The organism is Aestuariivirga sp. (assembly GCF_020252405.1).
Classification (GTDB): domain Bacteria; phylum Pseudomonadota; class Alphaproteobacteria; order Rhizobiales; family Aestuariivirgaceae; genus Aestuariivirga.
On the sequence record NZ_JADCDA010000012.1, the window covers coordinates 22,454 to 43,174 of the forward strand.

The 20,721-nt window shown below is 63.2% G+C and carries 20 protein-coding genes; 6 read left to right on the forward strand and 14 right to left on the reverse strand.

What is annotated here, in order from left to right:
* The first annotated feature begins 18 nt into the window (after positions 1-18).
* Entirely contained in the window at positions 19-786 is a 768-nt protein-coding gene (locus IOC69_RS02895; RefSeq protein ID WP_290542024.1) for a DUF502 domain-containing protein, read from the forward strand.
* Here the strand turns inward: IOC69_RS02895 and recG are convergent.
* A complete protein-coding gene (recG, locus tag IOC69_RS02900) occupies positions 764-2,881 on the reverse strand; it encodes an ATP-dependent DNA helicase RecG (RefSeq protein ID WP_290542025.1) in 2,118 nt (705 codons plus the stop codon). The genes IOC69_RS02895 and recG overlap by 23 nt on opposite strands.
* 61 nt (positions 2,882-2,942) lie before the next feature.
* Between recG and IOC69_RS02905 the strand changes: the two genes are divergently transcribed.
* Both IOC69_RS02905 and mfd read left to right on the forward strand, forming a co-directional pair.
* Complete coding sequence (locus tag IOC69_RS02905; protein WP_290542026.1) at positions 2,943-3,206, forward strand: succinate dehydrogenase assembly factor 2; 264 nt, start codon at positions 2,943-2,945, stop codon at positions 3,204-3,206.
* Entirely contained in the window at positions 3,203-6,676 is a 3,474-nt protein-coding gene (gene mfd / locus IOC69_RS02910) for a transcription-repair coupling factor (RefSeq protein WP_290542027.1), read from the forward strand. Before IOC69_RS02905 ends, mfd begins: the two co-directional genes overlap by 4 nt.
* Before the next feature lie 173 nt (positions 6,677-6,849).
* On the opposite strand, the gene IOC69_RS02915 is transcribed toward mfd, so the two are convergent.
* From IOC69_RS02915 to IOC69_RS02960, 10 genes are all read right to left on the reverse strand, one after another.
* On the reverse strand, positions 6,850-7,494 hold the full coding sequence (locus IOC69_RS02915; RefSeq protein WP_290542028.1) for a DsbA family oxidoreductase: 645 nt from the start codon (positions 7,492-7,494) through the stop codon (positions 6,850-6,852).
* 276 nt (positions 7,495-7,770) lie between these two features.
* Positions 7,771-9,564 (reverse strand): extracellular solute-binding protein, encoded by a 1,794-nt coding sequence (locus IOC69_RS02920; protein WP_290542029.1) that lies wholly within the window; start codon positions 9,562-9,564, stop codon positions 7,771-7,773.
* A gap of 91 nt (positions 9,565-9,655) precedes the next feature.
* Positions 9,656-11,086: a saccharopine dehydrogenase C-terminal domain-containing protein gene (locus IOC69_RS02925; protein WP_290542030.1), complete on the reverse strand. Its 1,431-nt coding sequence runs from the start codon at positions 11,084-11,086 to the stop codon at positions 9,656-9,658.
* A gap of 111 nt (positions 11,087-11,197) precedes the next feature.
* The gene (locus tag IOC69_RS02930; protein ID WP_290542031.1) at positions 11,198-11,485 is read right to left on the reverse strand and encodes a hypothetical protein; all 288 of its coding nucleotides are present in this window, start codon (positions 11,483-11,485) and stop codon (positions 11,198-11,200) included.
* A gap of 11 nt (positions 11,486-11,496) precedes the next feature.
* Entirely contained in the window at positions 11,497-12,177 is a 681-nt protein-coding gene (locus tag IOC69_RS02935) for a hypothetical protein (RefSeq protein WP_290542032.1), read from the reverse strand.
* A 59-nt stretch (positions 12,178-12,236) separates the two neighbouring features.
* On the reverse strand, positions 12,237-13,640 hold the full coding sequence (locus tag IOC69_RS02940; RefSeq protein ID WP_290542033.1) for an amino acid permease: 1,404 nt from the start codon (positions 13,638-13,640) through the stop codon (positions 12,237-12,239).
* A 10-nt stretch (positions 13,641-13,650) separates the two neighbouring features.
* Positions 13,651-13,812, reverse strand: a complete 162-nt coding sequence (locus IOC69_RS02945) for a hypothetical protein (RefSeq protein WP_290542034.1) — start codon at positions 13,810-13,812, stop codon at positions 13,651-13,653.
* Positions 13,813-13,822: 10 nt separating this feature from the next.
* Positions 13,823-14,209, reverse strand: a complete 387-nt coding sequence (locus IOC69_RS02950) for a hypothetical protein (RefSeq protein ID WP_290542035.1) — start codon at positions 14,207-14,209, stop codon at positions 13,823-13,825.
* Between the two features lie 2 nt (positions 14,210-14,211).
* Positions 14,212-14,496, reverse strand: coding sequence for a hypothetical protein (locus IOC69_RS02955; RefSeq protein ID WP_290542036.1), 285 nt, complete (start codon positions 14,494-14,496; stop codon positions 14,212-14,214).
* 157 nt (positions 14,497-14,653) lie between these two features.
* Positions 14,654-15,163, reverse strand: a complete 510-nt coding sequence (locus IOC69_RS02960; RefSeq protein WP_290542037.1) for a hypothetical protein — start codon at positions 15,161-15,163, stop codon at positions 14,654-14,656.
* Positions 15,164-15,270: 107 nt separating this feature from the next.
* Here IOC69_RS02960 and parE point away from each other — a divergent pair, with 107 nt between their 5' ends.
* From parE to IOC69_RS02975, 3 genes are all read left to right on the forward strand, one after another.
* Complete coding sequence (gene parE, locus IOC69_RS02965; protein ID WP_290542038.1) at positions 15,271-17,307, forward strand: DNA topoisomerase IV subunit B; 2,037 nt, start codon at positions 15,271-15,273, stop codon at positions 17,305-17,307.
* A gap of 365 nt (positions 17,308-17,672) precedes the next feature.
* The gene (locus tag IOC69_RS02970; RefSeq protein WP_290542039.1) at positions 17,673-18,221 is read left to right on the forward strand and encodes a type II toxin-antitoxin system antitoxin SocA domain-containing protein; all 549 of its coding nucleotides are present in this window, start codon (positions 17,673-17,675) and stop codon (positions 18,219-18,221) included.
* Positions 18,193-18,909 carry a hypothetical protein gene (locus tag IOC69_RS02975; RefSeq protein WP_290542040.1) on the forward strand — a complete coding sequence of 239 codons (717 nt, stop codon included), beginning with the start codon at positions 18,193-18,195 and terminating at the stop codon, positions 18,907-18,909. Before IOC69_RS02970 ends, IOC69_RS02975 begins: the two co-directional genes overlap by 29 nt.
* A gap of 4 nt (positions 18,910-18,913) precedes the next feature.
* Here IOC69_RS02975 and IOC69_RS02980 read toward each other — a convergent pair whose 3' ends face one another.
* The 3 genes from IOC69_RS02980 to IOC69_RS02990 all read right to left on the reverse strand — a co-directional run bounded on the left by IOC69_RS02980 (position 18,914) and on the right by IOC69_RS02990 (position 20,305).
* Positions 18,914-19,312 (reverse strand): type II toxin-antitoxin system VapC family toxin, encoded by a 399-nt coding sequence (locus IOC69_RS02980; protein WP_290542041.1) that lies wholly within the window; start codon positions 19,310-19,312, stop codon positions 18,914-18,916.
* Positions 19,312-19,542: a type II toxin-antitoxin system VapB family antitoxin gene (gene vapB, locus IOC69_RS02985; RefSeq protein ID WP_290542042.1), complete on the reverse strand. Its 231-nt coding sequence runs from the start codon at positions 19,540-19,542 to the stop codon at positions 19,312-19,314. The genes IOC69_RS02980 and vapB overlap by 1 nt, the downstream gene beginning before the upstream one ends.
* 115 nt (positions 19,543-19,657) lie before the next feature.
* Complete coding sequence (locus tag IOC69_RS02990) at positions 19,658-20,305, reverse strand: MT-A70 family methyltransferase (protein ID WP_290542043.1); 648 nt, start codon at positions 20,303-20,305, stop codon at positions 19,658-19,660.
* Positions 20,306-20,721 lie beyond the last annotated feature (416 nt).

Below are 20,721 nucleotides of genomic sequence, written 5' to 3' on the forward strand. Positions count from 1 at the left end.
TCCGCCCCTGCGGGGCTTGTGATCGCAAGCCGATTCATGTCTAGTGATTGTCCCATGCCCGATCCCATTAATCCCAAGTCTCGCGTGAAGGGCGCTGACGTCGAAATCAAGGCGCACAGCTCCGTTTTCAGCAAGCTGCGCGCCTATTTCTTCACCGGACTGGTGATCACCGCGCCCATCGCCATCACGATCTGGGCAACTTACTGGTTCGTCACGCTTTTCGACTCATGGATCAAGCCGTTCCTGCCGGCAAGCTATAACCCGGACACCTATCTGCCGGTCAAGGTGCCGGGGTTCGGGCTGATCTTCGCGCTCCTTGCCATCACGCTGATCGGCTTCATGGCCGCCAATCTCGCTGGCCGGACGATGATCGCAATATGGGATAAAATACTTAATTCAACCCCGGTGGTGAGATCGATCTATAAGGGTTCGAAGCAGATTTTCGAGACCCTTTTTTCGCAAAAAGGCGCCTCTTTCCGTTATGTCTGCCTGGTCGAGTGGCCCCGGCGCGGCACGTGGTCCCTTGCCTTCATCTCGCGCGAGGTGGATGGCGGGCAGATCGGGCTGGAGCAGGGGCGCGCGATGTATGCTGTCTACATGTCGACGACGCCCAATCCCACGTCGGGTTATGTGTTTTTTGTCGATTTGGAGGACGTCAAGATCATCGACATGAGCGTCGAGGACGGATTGAAGCTTGTCATTTCCATGGGCCTCGTGTTCCCGGACAAGCCGTTGCCGCCGGAAAAGGAGGCGGCCGTCGCCGTCAGCCGGCCGACAGGAGCCTGATCGCCTCGTCCCGCTCGAAGAGGTAGAGCAGCAGGCGCAGCGCTTCGCCGCGGGGGCCTGTCAGTTCAGGGTTTTTGTTCAGCGCCAATTGGGCGTCGTCGCGCGCCGCCTGCAGCAGGTCGCCATCGGTGGAGAGGTCCGCCATGCGGAACAGCGGCAGTCCCGATTGCCGCGTGCCCAGCATCTCGCCCGCACCGCGCAGCCGCAAATCCTCCTCGGCGATGCGGAATCCGTCCTCCGTCCCGCGCATGATGGAGAGCCGCGCCCTGGCTGTCTCGCCCAGCGGCTCCTGATAGAGCAGCAGGCAGGATGACTTGCCCGAACCGCGGCCCACACGGCCCCTCAACTGGTGCAATTGGGCAAGGCCGAAGCGCTCGGCATTCTCGATGACGATGGCCGTCGCCTCCGGCACGTCGACGCCGACCTCGATGACAGTGGTGGAGACGAGCAGTTGCAGCGTGCCATCCTTGAACTCCTGCATCACCCGGTCCTTGTCCGGCCCCTTCATGCGGCCATGGATGAGGCCGGCCTGGCCTTTGAAGCGGGAGGCGAGCTGCAGGAAGCGCTCCTCGGCCGCGGCGAGGTCCACCTGTTCGCTCTCCTCGACAAGGGGGCAGACCCAATAGGCGCGGTTGCCCAGCGCCATGGAGCGCGCGAGGCCTTCGATCACGTCGTCCATGCGCGCCATGGGGATGACGCGGGTGTCGATGGGAAGGCGGCCTGCCGGCTTTTCGGTGAGTTTCGAAACGTCCATGTCGCCATAGACAGTCAGCGCCAGAGTGCGCGGGATGGGTGTTGCCGTCATGACGAGGAGATCGGTCGCGCCGCCGCCCTTGGCCTGCAGGGCGAGGCGCTGGTGGACGCCGAAACGGTGCTGCTCGTCGATGACCACCAGCCCCAGGTCCCTGAACGCCACGTGCTCCTGGAACAGCGCATGGGTGCCGACGACGAGGGAGGTTTCGCCCGCCGCGATGAGCGCGAGGATATCCTCGCGCGTCTTGCCCTTCTCGCGGCCCGTGAGAAGCGAGACGGAGATGCCCGCGGCGGCGCCCAGCTTCGACAGCGTCGCATGGTGCTGGCGGGCGAGGATTTCGGTGGGCGCCATCAGCGCACCCTGCGCGCCGCTTTCGATGGCGGTGGCGAGCGCCAGAAGGGCGACCACCGTCTTGCCGGAACCCACGTCACCCTGGAGGAGGCGCAGCATCCGGTCGCCCGAGGCCATGTCGCGCAGGATGTCTTTGACCGCCTCGCTTTGCGCGGCGGTGAGGCTGTAGGGCAGGGCCTTGATGAGCTTCGCGCGGAGGTCGCCCGTGCCCGGCAACTTGCGGCCCCGCGCGCGCTTCATGTTGGCGCGAACGAGGGTGAGGGCCAGCTGGTTCGCAAGCAACTCGTCATAGGCGAGCCTGCGGCGTGCCGGACTTTCCTGACCGACGGCGGCAGGGGCCACCGGGTGATGCAGCGTGCGCAGCGCCGCCGCGAAGTCCGGCCAGCCGTGGCGCTGCAGGAAGGGCAGGTCCTGCCATTCGGGAAGCCCGGGCAGTTTCTCCAGCGCCTGGGCGATGGCCTTGGCCAGCACCTTGGGCGAAAGGCCCTCGGTGAGCGGATAGACCGGCTCGATGAGCGGCATGCGCCCGAACTCGTCCGCTGCCACGATGTGGTCGGGGTGGGCGATTTGCGGCTCGTCGTTGAACCAGTCGATCTTGCCGGAGATGAAGCGCGTTTCCCCCTCGGGGAGCGCCCGGCGGATCGAATCTGCAAAGGCGTGGAAGAACACGAGCGTCAGCGGCCCGGTGCCGTCGGAGACGTCCACCCGGTATGGCGCGCGCTTGTTGCCGGGCGGCGGCGGGCGGTGGCGCATGACGGTGGCTTCCACCGTCACCACGCCGTCACGCGGCAGGGCGTTGATCTTCGGTCGGAAGCGGCGGTCGACGATGCCGGAGGGCAGGTGGAACAGCAGGTCGACGATGCGCGTCGTATCCCCGGGCGTTCCGTGCGCCGGGCGCAGGAAAGAAGTGAGCAGCTTGTCCAGCCTGGCGCCGATTCCCTTGAGGCCGGCGGCCCCGGCAAACAGCGGATTGAGGAGCGGTGGGCGCATGGGCCTATTTCACCGGGAACCGGTTGCGGCGCAAGAGCGCTTGGGGCATGAGACCCGGGCGATGACGCACGTCCCCGAAACCCACACCCGACGCAAGCGCCTGCTGTGGCGCGCCACCCATCGTGGCATCAAGGAGATGGACCTGATCCTCGGCGGCTTCGTGGTGAAGCACCTCGATGGCTTCTCCGATGTCGAGATCGCCGAACTGGAGCGCATCATGGAGATTCCCGACCAGGACATGCTTTCCTGGGCCACGAAGCAGGTGGACGTGCCGCGCGAATACGTGTCGCCATTGTTGACCCGCCTTCTCGCCCATACGCCATGATCGATCTTTCGAAGCTGATGCCCAGGCTCTCACAGCCCGGCCGCACCGCCGTCTCGGGCGTGCCGCAGGGGCTGGATGCGATGCTGCTGCCCGGGATCGCTGGGGCGGCGGGCAGGCGCGTGGTTGTGCATGTGGCGGTGGACGACAGCCGCGCTGCCGTTCTCGCGGACCAGCTTGCCTATTTCGCACCGGCGCTCGAGGTGCTGCGCTTGCCCGCCTGGGACTGCCTGCCCTATGACCGGGTGTCGCCGGTGGCCGTCATCGTCGCCCGCCGTCTCGCCACGCTGGCGCGCCTCCTGGAGCCGGTGACGAAGCCCACCGTTCTGCTCACCACCGTTCCCGCCATCCTGCAGCGCGTGGCGCCGCGCCCGCTGATCGAGGGGCAGAGCTTCTCCGCCGCTCCGGGCAACCGGGTCAATTCCGGCCAGCTCATCGGCTTCCTCGCCGGGAACGGCTTCTCGCGCACCGGCACGGTGGTGGACCCCGGCGACTTCGCGGTGCGCGGCGGCATTATTGACATCTTCCCGCCCGGATCGGACGCGCCGGTGCGGCTCGATTTTTTCGGCGACACGCTGGAATCGATCCGCGGCTTCGACCCGGAGTCGCAGCGCACGACGTCGACGCTCAGGCGCTTCACCCTGAACCCCGCCAGCGAGGTGCTGCTGAACGAAACCTCGATCGGCAAATTCCGCGTCAACTATGCCGCGGCCTTCGGCGGCATCGACATCAACGATCCGCTGTATGAGAGCGTCACCGCAGGCCGCAAGTATCAGGGCATGGAACACTGGCTGCCGCTGTTCCACGACGAGCTCTCGACGCTGTTCGATTATCTCGATGACCCCGTCATCACGCTCGACCATTCGGCGGACGAAGCCGCGGCGGCGCGGCAGGAGCAGGTGGCGGAGTTCTACAATGCCCGGCGCGAGGCCCTCGACAAGAAGGAAACCTATGGCGCGGCCCCCTACAAGCCGGTGAGGCCCGCGACACTCTACGTCACCGAAGCGCAGTGGGCGGAGGCGCAGACGAATCATACCGTTCTCGCCTTCTCGCCCTTCGAGAGCCCGGACGCCATCTCGTTCGGAGGCCGCCGCGGCCGCAGCTTCGCCGCCGAGCGCGCGCAGACGGGCGGCAATGTTTATGAGGCCGTCAGGGCTCATGCGGACGATATTCGCCGCGCCGGGCGGCGCGTGGCAATTGCCTCATGGACCGAAGGTTCGCGCGAGCGCATGGAGACCATTCTGAGGGACCATGAGGTGGCGCCGCTCGCTGCCGCCAGGGACTGGCCGGAGTTCCTCGCCTGGGACAAGGCCATCGCCGGCCTTCTGGTGCTCGGGCTGGAAGAAGGCTTCGAGACCGGTGAATTCGCCATCATCTCCGAGCAGGACATTCTCGGCGACCGCATGGTGCGCCGCGGCCGGCGCAACAACAAGGCCTCGGGCTTCATCAGCGAGCTCTCGGCGCTCTCGCCGGGCGACCTTGTGGTGCATGTCGATCACGGCATCGGCCGCTTCGAGGGGCTGAAGACCATCGAGGTGCAGGGCGCACCCCATGACTGCCTGTTCCTCTCCTATGCCGGCGGCGACAGGCTGTTCCTGCCCGTGGAGAACATCGAGCTCCTGTCGCGCTATGGCTCGGACGAGCAGGGCGTGCAGCTCGACAAGCTTGGCGGCGGCGCCTGGCAGGCCAAGAAGGCCAGGCTCAGGGAACGCATCCTCAAGATCGCCGAGGGACTGATCCATACGGCGGCCGCGCGGGAGCTGAAGCCCGGTGACGTGCTGCCGCCGCCCGAGGGCGCCTACGAGGAATTCGCCGCCCGCTTCCCCTATGAGGAGACGGAGGACCAGCTCACCGCCATCGAGGCCGTTATCGAGGATTTCCAGAAGGGCCGTCCCATGGACCGCCTCGTCTGCGGCGACGTGGGCTTCGGCAAGACGGAAGTGGCGCTGCGCTCCGCCTTCGTGGCCGCCATGAACGGCAAGCAGGTGGCCGTGGTGGCGCCGACGACGCTGCTCTCGCGCCAGCACTTCGCCACCTTCGAGGCGCGGTTCAAGGGGCTTCCCGTCAACATCGCCCAGGCCTCGCGCATGGTGCCCAGAAAGGAGCTGGACAAGGTGAAGGCGGGGATTGCGGCGGGCGATATCGACATCGTCATCGGCACCCATGCGCTGCTGGCGGAGTCGGTGAGGTTCCGCGATCTCGGCCTGATGATCGTCGACGAGGAGCAGCACTTCGGCGTCAGGCACAAGGAACGGCTGAAGGAGATGCGCGCCAATGTGCATGTCCTCACCCTCACCGCCACGCCCATCCCGCGCACCCTGCAACTGGCGCTGTCGGGCGTTCGCGAACTCTCGCTCATCACCACGCCGCCGCTCGACCGCCTGGCGGTCCGCACCTATATTACCCCCTTCGACCCCGTCATCATCCGCGAGAGCCTGCTGCGCGAGCATTTCCGCGGCGGCCAGAGCTTCTATGTCGCGCCGCGCATCTCCGACCTGGACGAGATCGCCGCCTTCCTGAAGGAGACGGCGCCGGAGGTGAAGTTCCGCGTGGCCCATGGCCGCATGGCGCCCACCGAGCTCGAGGACATCATGACCGGTTTCTATGACCGGAAGTTCGATGTGCTGCTCTCCACCACCATCGTGGAGTCGGGCCTCGACATCCCGACCGCCAACACGCTGATCATCCACCGGGCGGACATGTTCGGCCTTGCCCAGCTCTACCAGCTGCGCGGCCGCGTCGGCCGCTCGAAGCAGCGCGCTTATGCGATCTTCACAACGCCTGCCAACAAGCCGCTCACCCAGGCTGCCGACAGGCGCCTCAAGGTGCTGCAGTCGCTGGATTCGCTGGGCGCGGGCTTCACGCTGGCGAGCCATGATCTTGACCTGCGCGGTGCTGGCAATTTGCTGGGTGACGAGCAGTCGGGCCACATCAGGGAAGTCGGCTACGAGCTCTACCAGCAGATGATCGAGGAGGCGGTGGCCAAGCTGCGCACCGGCGGGGATACGCTGGAGACGGATGGCCAGTGGTCGCCGCAGATCAACATCGGCGCCTCGGTCCTGATCCCTGAAACATATGTGGAGGACCTGCAGGTGCGCCTCGGCCTCTACCGCCGCCTGGCGGACCTGGACGGCCAGCAGGCGGTTGATGCGTTCAGCGCCGAGCTGCGCGACCGCTTCGGTCCGCTGCCGGAAGAAGTCAACCATCTGCTCGCCGTCGTCTCGATCAAGCTCCTGTGCCGCACCGCCAATGTGCAGAGCGTGGATGCGGGACCGAAAGGGGCCGTCATGGCCTTCCGCGGCGGCGCCTTCGCCAACCCCGGCGCCCTCGTTCAGTGGATTACCGGGCAGGGCGCCAGGGCCAGGCTGCGCCCGGATATGAAGCTCGTCGTCATGCGCGAATGGGAGACGCCGGAAGAGCGCCTGAAAGGGACAAGACAGCTGATGCAGACGCTGGTGAAACTGGCGGCATAGAGCATGATCCGCAAAAGTGGATTCCGCTTTTGCGATAAGATCATGCTCAAGCATATGATCTGGCGCATGATCCGCAAAAGTGGGTTCCGCTTTTGCGATAAGATCATGCTCAAGCATATGATCCGGCGCATGATCCGCAAAAGTGGGTTCCGCTTTTGCGATCCGATCATGCGTTACGCCTCGCCGACCTCTTTCGATACGCGCGAGATCGCATCGATCAGCACGGCGGGTGACTGCGCGCCCGCCAGCGCATAGCTCTGCCCCAGGATGAAGGTCGGCACACCCGTCACGCCGATGTTGGTTGCATGCTCGATCTCCGCCCTGGTTTCCTCAACATCCTGCGCGGTGTCGAGCAGTTCGCGGATCTGCTGGGCGTTGATGCCGGCCTCGCCCGCGCAGGCGGCAAGCACGTTGCGGTCGCCCACGTCTTTGCCCTCGCTCCAGTAGGCCATGAACAGTCGCTCGACCATTTCGGTCTGCCGGTCCACCGTGTGCGACCAGCGGATCAGGCGATGGGCGTCCAGCGTGTTGGGCGTGCGCCTGATCAGGTCGAAACGGTAGGGCACGTCCAGTTCCTTGCCCGCCTCGATCAGCGGGTCATGGATGGTCTTCAGCTTCTCCGCGCCGAACTTGTTGAGCATGTAGTCATGCCGGTCGAGGCCCTCCGGCGGGATGCCGGGGTCCAGCATGAAGGGCCGCCAGCGGATCAATACGTCCATGTCGAGGACGGCGAGCGCGGCGTCAAGGCGGCGCTTGCCGAGGAAGCACCAGGGGCAGATGACGTCGGACACGACGTCGATGGCGAAACGACCGGCCATGGCTCAGGGCCTCTCCAGCGCTTTCCGGTTGAGCTTGCCGTTAGCGGTCCGTGGGAGCGCGGGCACGAACCATATCCGCTTCGGGAACTTATAGGCCGCGAACCGCTCCCCGGAAAGGCGTTCTCCGCCCGATGAGAGCGTGATCCGCAAAAGTGGAACTGGTTTTGCGATAAGATGATGCTCAAGCCGGGCAACAGGCCGGGGTCGCTGCGATGCACGGCCAGTTCGCCATTGTCGAGGAGCCCCGCCGCGCCCGGCGGGGTGCGCCGGTGAAGGTCACTTGTTGCGCCAGAGCGTCGTGGCCTCGAAACCCGTCAGCGGCTGGGCATCCGGGCGGCCGATGCTATTCCAGCGCGCCACCCACTGGCCGCCGGCATTGTAGAAGGGCGCCATGTAGAACCCCGCGGTCAGCAGCCGGTCTTCTGCCCGGACAGCCGCGATGAACTCGTCGCGGGTTCTGGCGCTCAGCATGGCCTGAATTGCCCGGTCCACGGCCGGATCGGCCACTCCGGCATAGTTCCGGGTGCCCTCATTGCCGCGCCCCCCGGAGCCGAAATACAGCACCTGCTCGTTGCCCGGCGACAGCGAGTTGAACCAGGTCCAGCTGATGACGTCAAAATCGTAACTGTTCCGTATCCGGAGGAATTGGGCCGCATCGACGAACTTCACACTGGCGGAGACGCCAATCGACCTGAGTGTCCTCTGATAGGCGAGCGCAACCTTCTCCTGTTGGGGATCGGTGAGGGTGATGGTGAAGGCGAATGGTTCGCCCCTGGCGTTCACCAGGCTGTTGCCGGACATTGTCCAGCCCGCGCCGCCCAGCAGCGCCATTGCCTTTCCGAGAATCTTGCGGTCGCGGCCGGAGCCGTCGCTGACGGGCACTGCATAGCTGCCGTCCACGAAATCCGGGCGCAGTTTCGCGAGGTCATCCCCCAGCACCTTCTTTTCGGCCTCGTTCACCGGCCTGCCCTGCGAAGAAAGTTCCGAACCGCCGTAATAGCCGTAGGTCCGGCGATAGGCACTGGCGAAGAGATTGGCGTTGATCCACTCGAAATCGAAGACCATTGCGAGCGCCTCGCGCACCCGGGGGTCCTGGAACATCGGGCGCCTTGTGTTGAAGACGAAGCCCGATGCCGGGAAGGGAGTCTTTTGCTCAATCTTCTCGAGCGTGACCTTGCCGTCCTTGACCGCGGGAAAATCATATCCAGAGCTCCAGCGGGTGGGGTCTGTCTCGATTCTGACGTCCGCAAGGCCAGATTTGAAGGCCTCGAAGGTGGCGTTGGCATCGCGGTAGTAGTCGATGCGCACCGTGTCGAAATTCCACAGGCCCTTGTTCAGGGGAAGGTCTCTGCCCCAATATCCGGGGTTCTTGCGGTAGGTGATGGATTCACCGGGCTTTATCTTGTCCATCACATAGGGTCCGGACCCAATCATTGGATTCAACGACGAGACAGAGAAGTCCTTGCCTTCCCACGCCTTCCTTGGGAATATTGGCATCAGCCCCACAATCATCGGCAATTCCCGGTCGCCTGCTTCCTGATGGAAGGTTATGGTGCGGTCATCCGGCGTCTCGACCCTGGTGATCTTCGAAAAATTGGTCTTGAAATTGGGCCTGCCCTTGTCCCGCAGGGTTTCCATGGAAAAAGCGACGTCCGCCGCTGTCACGGGCGTGCCGTCTGAGAAGCTGGCTTCTGGCCTGATCCGGAACGTAAAGGTCTGCCGGTCATCCGAGGTGTCGATGGACTCAGCCAATAGACCGTACAGGGAGAAGGGCTCGCCCCAGTTTCGCCCCATGAGGCTCTCGACGACGTAGGTCCGCACGAAGTCGGCCGGCTGGCCCTTCACGATGAAGGGATTGACGCTGTCGAAGGAGCCGGTGATGGCCTGGCGCAGATCGCCGCCCTGGGGCGCCTCCGGGTTGGCATAGGGCAGGTTCTTGAAATCGGCCGGGAGCGCCGGTTCGCCCAGCATGGCGATGCCGTGCCTCGGTTCGGCCCGGACGGGCGGGGCGAAGGCCAGGAGGGCCGTGGCGAGGAGGGCCATGGCGAGCAGGACGGCGCGGCGGAGCATGAACATGGACCTTCGATTGCAATGCGAATCGGGACACATCATGGCCGGGCAAGCCCGGCCATGAAAGTCCCGCTTCAGCGCAAAGCGTCCCTCAGCGAACGAGAATGTTCTGGAACTGCCAGGGGTCTTTCCGGTCGAGGCCGGTGGCAAAGAGTTCAACGGCCGAGTCAAGCGGGGTCCAGCCGGTAAAGACCCCGCGCATCGGCCCCAAATAGGGCGATTGGATCTCGAGGCAGCGCTTGTAGTCCATCTCATCGGTCTCGACGATGCCGGCCATGGGGTTTTCGATGGCCCAGATCATGCCGCTCAGCACGGCGGAGGTCACCTGCAGGCCCGTGGCGCTCTGGTAGGGGGCGAGCGTCCGCGCCTCCTCGATCGAGAGCTGCGAGCCATACCAATAGGCATTCTTCTTGTGGCCGTAGAGCAGCACGCCGAGCTCGTCGCGCCCGTCGGCGATCTGAGCCTCGTCGAGGACATAGGCGTTCTTCGGGTGCTTGCCGCCATTGCCCAGCATCTCGATCCACGACAGCACGGCGTCGTTGGACGGGTGATAGGCATAATGGCAGGTGGGACGGTAGGTCACCTTGCGGCCCGAGCGCACGGTGAAATGGTCCGAGATCGAGATGGCCTCATTATGCGTGACAAGGAAGCCGAAATGCGGGCCCTCCGTCGGCGTCCAGGTGCGCACGCGCGTGTCAGCGCCCGGCGTCTCGATATAGATCGCCGCGCCGCAGCCCGTCTTGTGGCGCTTGCCTTTGGGCGGCAGCTTCTTCTCATGCGTGCCCCAGCCCAGTTCGGCGGGCTGCAGGCCTTCCGAGATGAAGCCCTCGACGGACCAGGTGTTGACGAAGGCGCCGAAGGGTTTCGGCTGCCTGGAGCGCTGCGTGTCGCGCTCGGCGATGTGAATGCCCTTGATGCCCAGCTTCATCATCAGCCTGGCCCAGCCGTCGCGCGTGGTGGGTTCGGCGGCCTTGGTCTTGGTGGCCCTGGCGATGTCCATCAGCGCCCGTTTGACGAACCATGACACCATGCCAGGGTTGGCGCCGCAGCAGGACACGGCCGTGGGGCCCGGCCCCAGCGCCCGCTTCAGGTCGAGCATCTTCTCGCGCATGGCGTAATTTGTGCGTTCGCCCTGTGGAACCCTGGTGTTGTAGTAGAAGCCCGGCCACGGCTCGATCACCGTGTCGATGTAAAGCGCGTGCGTCTCGCGCGCCAGGCGCATGATGTCGAGGCTGTCGACATCGACCGAGAGGTTGACGATGAAGGCTGGGCCGGGACCCGCCGTGAGGAGCGGCTTCAGCAACTGACGGAAGTTCTTCCGGGTGACCGCAGCCTTCAGGAAGGCGGCGCCCTGCTTTTCGGCCAGCTGGCTGTGGGTCGCGTCGGGATCGATGACCGTGATCTGTTTGGGATCGCATTCGATGTGCCGCAAGATCAGGGGAAGCGCTCCCCTGCCGATCGAGCCGAAGCCGATCATCACGATGGGGCCTTTCCACGCGGCGTGCACGGGCCAGTTGGTCATTTCATCGGAACTCCTGTGTTTGAGGGTCGAAGACTGCGCCTATAGCGCCTTGACCCGCCATTCAAAAGAGAATTGTGAGATTACGACCGGGCCGGTCTTGCGCCGTGTCGATCAGTCATCCGGTGGAAGATGTGCTTCGCCTTTGCGGCGGGAGAACTTCGCCATTTCCCATTCGATCCGCGCTGTCTTGTAGGCATCTATCACCGAAAAGCCGTAGATCAGAATGCCGCCCGCATGACGGGTGAAGAAACTTGCCGTCTCCGGGGTCAGACGCAGGCTGACCCATCCGAGAATGACGGTGAAGAACAAAAACATCAGTCCGCGCTGCGCCTTGCCGAGCAGCACATGGCCCGCGCCGGGCAGAATGACGGCGGCGGCGAGCACGGCATGGGGGTTCAAGGGCTTTGCAATCATGATGAAGCCGCCGATGATGTTTCGACGTCGGCGCGCACAGCCATGAGAAGGTCAAGGCTGTCCGTTACCATCAGGGGATCGATGGTGACATCGCCAAAGTCAGCTTGGCGTAACACGCCATAGCGCGCCCGGTCCGCCTCTCCTGCGAGCAACACAACGCGCAGCCCCTTTGGAGTGAGCAGGAGTTCCTTGCCATGTCGTCCCCGGAAGAGCGCAAGATGGCGGGAGAGGATTCGCGGGTCCGGCATGTGCGCCGCGTCGTCCGTTCGGATGACGGCGTCATGCGGGAAGTCAGGAGGGTTTGAAACGGTAACCGGCAGATCATCGAAGTTCGAGAAGCTGGTGAATCCGGCGGGACGCATCATCAAGTCAAGTGTCGCTCTCACCGGAAATGGACCTGGCATGGTAACCATCAACCACAGGCTGGGCAGCTTGCGCACCGCCAGTGTGTCGGCCACCACCTTCACCTCCGCGATGCGGCCCTTGTAGCGGCCGGTCAGGACATATGTCCCGGCCGTTATGCCCGCGCTGACGCGGGGTTCGTCCAGCATTGCGGCTGCCGCGGAGAGCAGGCGGTCCGGCTCGGCTTTGCGCCGTCGCGCCGCGGAGATCGCGTGCCGCGCGAGGAGCCCCGCAAGGGCCGCGGCCAGAGCCGTTCCGATGATCGCTTGCCACATGCAGGCCGCCAGAATCTATGAGGCCCGCCTCGAAAGGCGGGCCGGTTTCTTGTCGATGCTCAGTATCCCCGGGGCTTCGGCCAGGGCATGGTGAACTGGTCGCCGCGCTTCACATAGCGATAGCGGTAGAAGTGGAACCACAGCGACATGATGATGTAGAACACCACCATGGCCGTGAGCTGCGCTCCATAGCCGAGGAAGATGGCGAAATAGGTCACCACGCACAGCGCCAGCAGGATGATCGCCGGCAACGGGTGGAAGGGGTGCGTGTATCCGCGCTGGATCGTGCCAAGCGGCCACTTGTTCCGGAACATCATGATGTTGACGCTCATGAACGTGTAGTGCAGCACGCCCGAAAGGATCGAGAACGTGATCGCCTGTCCCAGGTTCGCGATGAAGGCGAAGGCCAGCGCGATCGGCACCAGGAAGATGATGGACCGGTAGGGGGTCCTGTACACGGGGTGCACCGCCGAGAACCACGGCGGCAAATAGCGGTCGCGGCCGAGTGAGAACCACGCCCGTGCCGCATCGTTGATGCAGCCGTTGGCCGAGGCCAGCGCGGCAAGGATGGTGGCCGTGAACATCATATTCTCCAGCAGCGCGCTTCCGGTCAGTTTGCCGGCGTCGAGGAGCGGGTAATAGGTGAATCCCAGATACTGCCAGGGCATCAGCGAAGCGCAGATGTACCAGGTCAGGGACGCGCCGATGAGCAGCGTGATCATGCCGGCCATGGTGCCATAGGGCAGCGAGCGGGAAGGCGAGCGAACTTCCTCCGCCGCCTGCGTCGTCCCCTCGATGCCGAGGTAGAACCAGATGCCCCAGTGGAACGCTGCAATCACGCCGATCCAGCCATAGGGCAGGGCATTCTCCGGCGTCACCATCTCGTTCAGCTTCAGGATCGTTCCCTGGCTCCACGGCTGGACCGAGAAGAACAGGACGATGATGGCCAGATAGGCAATGGCCGTGATGACGAAGTTGACGTTCAGCGTCATCAGCACGCCACGGTAGTTCAGGGCGGCGAGGCCCACGATGACAATGGCGATGATGCCTTTGTAGTGCCAGTCGCTGAAACCGTCGCCGGCATAGGCTTTCACCGTATCGGCGATGAGGATGGCGTTGGACACCTCCAGCATGGTGTAGGCGAAGACGAGGTAGAGGGCCACATTGAACGCCATCAGCGGGCCGACGATGTGCTTGGCCTGCGCATACTGCCCGCCGGCCGCGGCGACGGTTGATGTCACCTCGGAATCGATCATGGCGACGGAGGTGTAAAGAAGCCCGATCACCCAGCAGATGATCAGCGCGGCGAGCGTGCCGCCCTTGTCGACGGCAAAGTTCCAGCCGGTGTATTCGCCGACGAGAACGATGCCGACACCCAGCGCCCAGACATGGCCGGGGCCGAGGATGCGCAGCAGAGAAACTTTCTTCACCGTGTCTGCGGCGGAAGCGGTTGCGTTCGACATCTGACCCCCCTCAGACCTTGTGGGATTCTTGGACGCCCTCGATCTCGCCTTCGCGGGAAGAGGTCAGGGTTGCTTCCGAATAGCTCGTATCGACCCGGAACCAGTCATAGAGCATCCAGAGGAGCAGCGCGGCGGACAGGACCCAGCCGATATTCGCAATTGTAATCCACATGGCCGTTCCCTCACTTTCCCTTGCCGTCGAATTTTTCCGCGATCACCTCGCGGTATTCCCTGTCGGAGGCGCGGAAGAGGAAGATGAAATAACCGGCGATCACCGCCGCGAGGATGATGAGCTGCACCCAGTCGATCGAATAGTCGAACTTGTTCTGGATGATGTCATGCGCGGCTGCCGCGTCGGCGAAGCCCAGCTTGACCCACTGCTCGACCTGCGCCGGGGTCTGGCCAAGTGCTTCCCATGTCGGGTTCTCGATCTTCACGATCGAACGGGACACGCCCGCCCAGCCTGCCTGCAGCGGAAGCCACAAGGCGAGGAAAATGGCGGCGACCACGAAAATGATGTCGATCCATTGCATGAAGCGGCTTTGTTCGGGAGGGGTATAGCGGGCCATGGTCAGCGTCCCTTCCTCATCTCGTCGAGATGCTTGATGTCGAGAGAATAGATGAACGTCTTGTCCTCCGCGTAGTGGCGCAGCATGGCGATGACGGATGCCGTGTTGAAGATGAGCAGCGCGACAGCCGCGATCAGCACCACGGCCCGCACCCCGGTGTCCGGGATATACGGCCACGACATGACGAGGACGAAGATGATGGCCACCCAAAGCGCCATCACGAACAGCCATGCACCACGGCGATCGCCCTGGTACATCGCCTCAATGCGTTGATTGAGGTCAGACATGCGTTTCTCCCATTGACCAGCCATTTTCCCCGCAGCCGGCTGGGCCAATCCCCTGTGTGAGTCGATTGCTGCGAAGCAATTTAGTTGTCTGCGAGGAAACTCCCGCTGGTTGCCGATGTCAAGCTGTCAGACGCTGAAAGTCATGACGTGGCCGGATTCAGGCTGTCGGGGGCTTGAAGCCTGCCATGCGCTTGCCGATCTCCTCGGCCGTCATGGCGGTGCCGAGTGCGGCGACGTTGAACTCCGGTTGCCGGAGCATGCGGCTGAACACCCCCAGGGCGCGGGCGGGCCAGGCGATGGCGGCGGCACTGCGCGCGGGTTCGGCAATGTCCATCTGCAGCGCATAGGAACGGCCGTTGAAGATCACCTTCCACGAGACCGCTTCCCACGGGATGGGGTGCGCCGAGAGGCGGCGGTCCATCAGCCCGGCCCCGGTCATCTCAATGGCGTTGCCGGCGAGGCGGGCGCTGCGCCAGCAATGGCCGGCCATCACGGCCCCCACCACCGCCAGCACCACGCCCATCAGCATCAGCACCGCGGCACCGCCATTCCCCGCCTGGCCCAGCAGCTCATAACCGGCGGCGGCAAAAAGCAACCCTACGGCAATTTCCGCCACCCAGAACAGCAGCAGCAGGCGGGGCAGCAGCGGGCGGTTGGGGATGATCACGGGTGCTCGCATGGCGGAAGAAGGCCCGGGACGGCCCTGTGAAGTCAAGTGTTGCAACTCACCCCCATGAGGGGATACTCACCGACAGAAACGATTCAGGAACAAAAATGGCAAAGCCCGCCAAAACCGCTGACTCACTCTTCGGCGACCTTCCCGCCGCGCCGCGCCCGCAGCCTTCCAGGGGGCCTGCCAGGTCGCGCGGCGAGGAGAGCTACACCGCGGCCGACATCGAGGTGCTCGAAGGGCTGGAGCCCGTGCGCCGCCGCCCCGGCATGTATATTGGCGGCACGGACGAAAAGGCGCTGCACCACCTCTTCGCCGAGGTGCTGGACAATGCCATGGACGAGGCGGTGGCGGGCCATGCCACCTGGATCGACGTCAGCCATACGGCTGACGGCTACCTGACGGTGACGGACAATGGCCGCGGCATCCCCGTCGACCCGCACCCCAGGTTCAAGGACAAGTCCGCCCTTGAAGTCATCATGACCACGCTGCACGCGGGCGGCAAATTCGATTCCGGCGCTTATGAAACCTCAGGCGGGTTGCACGGCGTCGGCGTCTCGGTGGTCAATGCGCTGTCGGACCACGTGATCGTCGAGGTGGCGCGCGGCCAGCAGCTTTACCGGCAGGAATTCCGCCGCGGCAAGCCCGTGGGAACCATCCAGAATCTCGGCAAGGTCTCGGGCCGCCGCGGCACGAAAGTCTCCTTCCGCCCGGACGAGCAGATTTTCGGCAGGGGCAACACCGCCTTCCAGGCGGCGCGGCTTTACAGGATGTCGCGCTCCAAGTCCTATCTCTTCGGCGGCGTCGAGATCCGCTGGTCCTGCGACGCCGCCCTCATCAGGGACAAGGAGACGCCGGAGAAGGCCGTCCTCCACTTCCCCGGCGGCCTCAGGGACTTCCTCGCCGAGCGGCTGGAGGGCGCCACCCGCGTGGTGGAGGAGATCTTCGCCGGCCGTGTGGAGAAGGAAGGCGGCCACGGCACGGTGGAATGGGCGGTGGCCTGGTTCGGCGGCGATGACGGCTTCTCGTCGTCCTACTGCAACACCATCCCCACGCCCGAAGGCGGCACGCATGAGCAGGGCCTGCGCACCGCGCTCACCCGCTCGATCCGCAATTACGCCGACCTCACCCAGAACAGGCGCGCCGCCATCATCACGGCGGATGACGTGATGACCTCGTCGGGAGCGCTCCTGTCCGTTTTCATCCGCGAGCCGGAGTTCCAGGGCCAGACCAAGGACAAGCTGGCGACCGTCGAGGCCATGCGCATCGTCGAGACCGCGGTCAGGGACCATTTCGACCACTGGCTCACCGGCCATCCGGCCCAGGCCGACCGCCTTCTCAACTTCATCGTCGAGCGCGCCGAGGAGCGCATCAGGCGCCGCCAGGAGAAGGACGTCTCGCGCAAGACGGCGGTGCGGAAACTCCGCCTTCCCGGCAAGCTGGCCGATTGCTCCGCCACCCAGAAGGATGGCTCCGAGCTCTTCATCGTCGAGGGCGACTCGGCCGGCGGCTCCGCCAAGCAGGCGCGGAACCGGGAGACGCAGGCCGTGCTGCCCTTGCGCGGCAAGATCCTCAACGTGGCCTCCGCCACCAGGGACAAGCTGGCCGGAAACCAGCAGCTCGCCGACCTCATCCAGGCCCTTGGCTGCGGCACGGGTTCCTCCTACCGCGAGGAGGACCTGCGCTACGACAAGATCATCATCATGACGGATGCGGACGTTGACGGCGCCCACATCGCATCCCTGCTGATGACCTTCTTCTACCGCCAGATGCCGCTCCTGATCGACCAGGGCCACCTCTACCTCGCCGTGCCGCCGCTCTATAAGCTGGCCCAGGGCCCCAAGGTTGCTTATGCGAGGGACGAGAAGCACCGCGAGGAACTGATGCGCACCGAACTCACCGGCCGCGGCAAGGTCGAAGTGAGCCGCTTCAAGGGCCTCGGCGAAATGCTTCCCAGCCAGCTGAAGGAAACAACAATGGACCCCAGGAAGCGCCATCTGCTGCGCGTCACCCTCGAAACCGCCGCCCGCGCCGACACCGCCAGAATCGTGGAGCAACTCATGGGCAACAAGCCGGAGGAACGCTTCAACTTCATCTCGGAGCGGGCGGAGTTCGTGAGCGAGGAGGGGCTGGATATTTAGATCCGGAGCGCCGTACGGGCAGCGCCGTCACCACCTCCCAGTACGCCGTCCACCACCCCCTCCAAGCGCCGTCACCCCAGCGAAAGCTGGGGTCCAGCTTTGGACGGCAACCACGCGGGCAGAAAGCTGGATTCCGGCTTTCGCCGGAATGACGGAAATTTTGTTAGCCCGTTCCGCGATTGCAAATACTGTGGATCATCTCATGGGTTATAAGCCCGAGGAGCAATCCATCCCAATACATCCTGAGTTTGAGAGCGAATAAAGTCTGGAGATTTGAGGAAAAAACGTGGGGTAAGGTAAAAAACAGTTGCAGGCCCCAGGACGTTCCTTGTATGTTCCAGTTTTGTGGAGATCCGTGAGTAATCATGGCATTTGATGCAAGAGCTGTTGGAAACCTAATTCTGGAGGTTGCCGCGAAATCCGAGTATCGGATAACCAATTTAAGCTTGCAAAAGTTGCTATACTTTAGCCATGGTTCCTACTTACTCAAGACGGGTAGTCCGTTGGTGTCGGGGTATTTTGAAGCATGGCAATTTGGTCCAGTCCATCCTACCGCCTACGGGGCATTCAAAGCTGCAGGTGACAAACCCATTGAATTCCGAGCCTCTGGTTTTGATCCTGTCACACGGGTGCCTCAAGAATTTCCCCCTATCGAAGACACGAATGCGAAACAGATCGTTTCTCTGGTTGTTCAAGCCTATGGAGGTCTAAGTCCCGGCCGATTAGTTGATCTCTCTCATGCAGCGAATTCACCTTGGTACTATGTTGTGGAAAACGCCAAGGTGCGACCAATGCTCGGCTTGCGAATCAGCGATAATCTAATTCGCGAGCGCTTCAAATTTCACAAAGTGTCTGTTGCGAATCAACCGCGGTCAGGAGAACCGAATGAAGAAGCGCCTTTTGCCTCAGATTGATTTGGTTAGAGCCATGCCGCTGTCTCGCATAGAGAAGCGAGCGTTGCTCCAGAAAGTGAAGTTTTTTCGGCCTACCTTGACTTATCGAGCGGTCAGGGCAGTAACGCCGGATTTGTTTAATGTTCGGCCTGGTTGTCTCGAACCTACCGCCAGCTGCTGGTCAGAAATCGCAAATGCAATCTCATCTCGGTGTCTGCACGTTGCTGAGAGAATACAAAATCTCGCTGTCGGGAAGCGGGTATTTGAGGATTCAACGCAGCGTCGATTGACTGGTTACCAACATCAGTTGTTCCCCTTGAAAATCGGAATTTCTGGCGGAGCGGTTCTGTGGAGCGACTTTTACATCGTTGTCGATGGTGTGCCCGTTTTCCCGTTCATTGATCCCCGGCGCTCGAATGGACTAGGTCCGATTGCGCGAAACGTTGCATTCTCTTTGATGCATCAAAGGATCAGAGCAGACGGTGGGGATTTTGCATCGGCGGAGTTCGCTATCTATAAATTCCCTAGCGAGGGTGCTGAATCAAGGCGTCTAAGTATTCACTCTTCCGATGGCGCTGAATTGTATTCGTACGATGACTTGGAGCAGATGATCCAAGAGGTATACGAGGTTTGGGAAGAGGTCCTTTCGGATCGCGAGGCGGAAAAGCGAAGGGCAGCCGGTGGTCGCGTTGGGTCACTGGGTATATAGTTAGTCACCCCCACCTCTCCACCCTCAGCCCCTCCACCCGCCCGAACTCCCGCACGTTCCCGGTCACCAGCACTAACCCTTGTGAGCGGGCGATGGCGGCGATCATCAGGTCATAGGCGCCGATCATCTGGCCTTGGCGTTCAAGCGTGGCCCGGATGTTTCCGGCATGGAGGGCGGCGCGAGTGTCGAATGGCAGAACTTCCAGCCGTGCCGCGAAGCTCTCGATGATGGCAGTGCGGGCGGACGGATCGTCGTAGCGCTCCGCTCCATAATAGAGTTCGAAGAGCGTCACGTCGGATACGGCCATGCGGCCGTCATGCGCGCTGAACCGCTCGGCGAGCGCGGCCTTGCGCCGTTTGAGGGCGTGGATGCAGATGTCGGTGTCCAGCAGATAGGCGAGCATCAAGTCTCGCCGCGCCGCTGGGGCGAAGGCTGCTTGCGGTCGCCGAGGAAATCATCGTCCAGCCGCGGTCCGGCGAAGAAATCCGCCCATGTGCCGCCCGCTGGCAGGATCAGCCGGGCGCTGCCGTTGGCGATGATCTCCACCTTCTTGACATGGTCCGGCAAGGCCACGGCCTTCGGCAGGCGCACGGCCTGGGTCTTATTGGACTTGAAAACGGTGGATTTGTTCATGGAGTGTGTATACACCCGTGGTGTATACAATTCAAGTGTGCTGAAAGCCAAACGCGCTGAATTGTGGGAGAGTGGACGTATCTCGGATTGAGCTTGCCAATCTACCCTCGCCTGCTCACTCCGCCGCAATCCGCCCTGCCTGCGAATGGTTCGCGTAGGTATCCCACGTCGGGGCATACCCCTCATTCGCCTGATTGCCCCAATAGGTCCAGCCGGGGCGCGTACCTCTTGCAAACAGCTCAAGATACGGCCCGCGCGAGCAACTCTCGATCACATCATATTGCTCGTCAGGCTTCCGTGAGTGTTCGCGTTTCCGAGTCTCGATCATGTTCACCTGACGCCGACCCGGTGCCAGGGTGCGGGCGTTCTTGCCGCGGGTGCCGAACAGCAGGATCTCGGTGACATTGCGGAAATAGAAGCCCACGCCGCGTCCGTCAGAGCCGCCGTCCTTCCGGATCTTGTGCCAGACGATGTTGCTCTTGTAGTCGAACCCCCATGCCTTCATCACCGACAGCCCTTCAGGCAGCAGTGCATTCGGCACCCACATGTAAAGATGTGCGGGCTCCTTCACCACATCGGACACGGGAAGTGCGCCGATGTCATTCGTCGTCATGGTCTCATAGCGCGTCAGGCGGCGGTGCTCCGGCGCCACCTTGCCGGTGCGGTTGGTGAAGCGCCATGGCGGATCGGCCAGCACCGTGTGAAATCTTTGCCCCCGCAAGGACGAGGCGAGATCGATGATCGTCTTATTGAGCTTGTCCATCGTCCTTGTACGCCTCTGGTCTGATCGCGATCACCACGACCGGGCAGCCGCCGCCCCGTTCCGCCATTCGCGGACATCGTAACGCTCAGCAATGTCCGGCGGGACCAGCGGATGATTCTGCATGCCATGATGATGTCCAGGGTAAAGTCGCAAGACAAATCCAAAGAATGTTCATGATATGTTCTTTCATGCCCCCGGTCAACGGTCTGTCTGGGATCGCACCGCCTCTCGACCCTCAACCCCTCGACCCGCCGGAACTCCCGCAGGTTTCGCGGCATGCCGTGCGAACGGGTTTGCGGAGCCTTCGCCGTCGGCGGCATGGCCAGGTCGGCGAAGATCGCGAGGACGATTTTGCGGAAGCGCCGCGGATCGGCTGTCTTCCAGCCGCGCCCGGTCATGGCGCGTGCGGCCCCGCG

Coding starts and splice junctions, on each gene's coding strand:
- IOC69_RS02925 (WP_290542030.1), bottom strand. CDS start 11,086: ATGACCAACTGGCCCGTGCACGCCGCGTGGAAAGGCCCCATCGTGATG.
- parE (WP_290542038.1), top strand. CDS start 15,271: ATGGCAAAGCCCGCCAAAACCGCTGACTCACTCTTCGGCGACCTTCCC.
- IOC69_RS02945 (WP_290542034.1), bottom strand. CDS start 13,812: ATGTGGATTACAATTGCGAATATCGGCTGGGTCCTGTCCGCCGCGCTG.
- IOC69_RS02920 (WP_290542029.1), bottom strand. CDS start 9,564: ATGCTCCGCCGCGCCGTCCTGCTCGCCATGGCCCTCCTCGCCACGGCC.
- IOC69_RS02980 (WP_290542041.1), bottom strand. CDS start 19,312: ATGCTCGCCTATCTGCTGGACACCGACATCTGCATCCACGCCCTCAAA.
- IOC69_RS02970 (WP_290542039.1), top strand. CDS start 17,673: ATGGCATTTGATGCAAGAGCTGTTGGAAACCTAATTCTGGAGGTTGCC.
- IOC69_RS02935 (WP_290542032.1), bottom strand. CDS start 12,177: ATGTGGCAAGCGATCATCGGAACGGCTCTGGCCGCGGCCCTTGCGGGG.
- recG (WP_290542025.1), bottom strand. CDS start 2,881: ATGCGCCCACCGCTCCTCAATCCGCTGTTTGCCGGGGCCGCCGGCCTC.
- IOC69_RS02940 (WP_290542033.1), bottom strand. CDS start 13,640: ATGTCGAACGCAACCGCTTCCGCCGCAGACACGGTGAAGAAAGTTTCT.
- IOC69_RS02990 (WP_290542043.1), bottom strand. CDS start 20,305: ATGGACAAGCTCAATAAGACGATCATCGATCTCGCCTCGTCCTTGCGG.
- IOC69_RS02905 (WP_290542026.1), top strand. CDS start 2,943: ATGACGCACGTCCCCGAAACCCACACCCGACGCAAGCGCCTGCTGTGG.
- IOC69_RS02975 (WP_290542040.1), top strand. CDS start 18,193: ATGAAGAAGCGCCTTTTGCCTCAGATTGATTTGGTTAGAGCCATGCCG.
- mfd (WP_290542027.1), top strand. CDS start 3,203: ATGATCGATCTTTCGAAGCTGATGCCCAGGCTCTCACAGCCCGGCCGC.
- vapB (WP_290542042.1), bottom strand. CDS start 19,542: ATGAACAAATCCACCGTTTTCAAGTCCAATAAGACCCAGGCCGTGCGC.
- IOC69_RS02955 (WP_290542036.1), bottom strand. CDS start 14,496: ATGTCTGACCTCAATCAACGCATTGAGGCGATGTACCAGGGCGATCGC.
- IOC69_RS02950 (WP_290542035.1), bottom strand. CDS start 14,209: ATGGCCCGCTATACCCCTCCCGAACAAAGCCGCTTCATGCAATGGATC.
- IOC69_RS02915 (WP_290542028.1), bottom strand. CDS start 7,494: ATGGCCGGTCGTTTCGCCATCGACGTCGTGTCCGACGTCATCTGCCCC.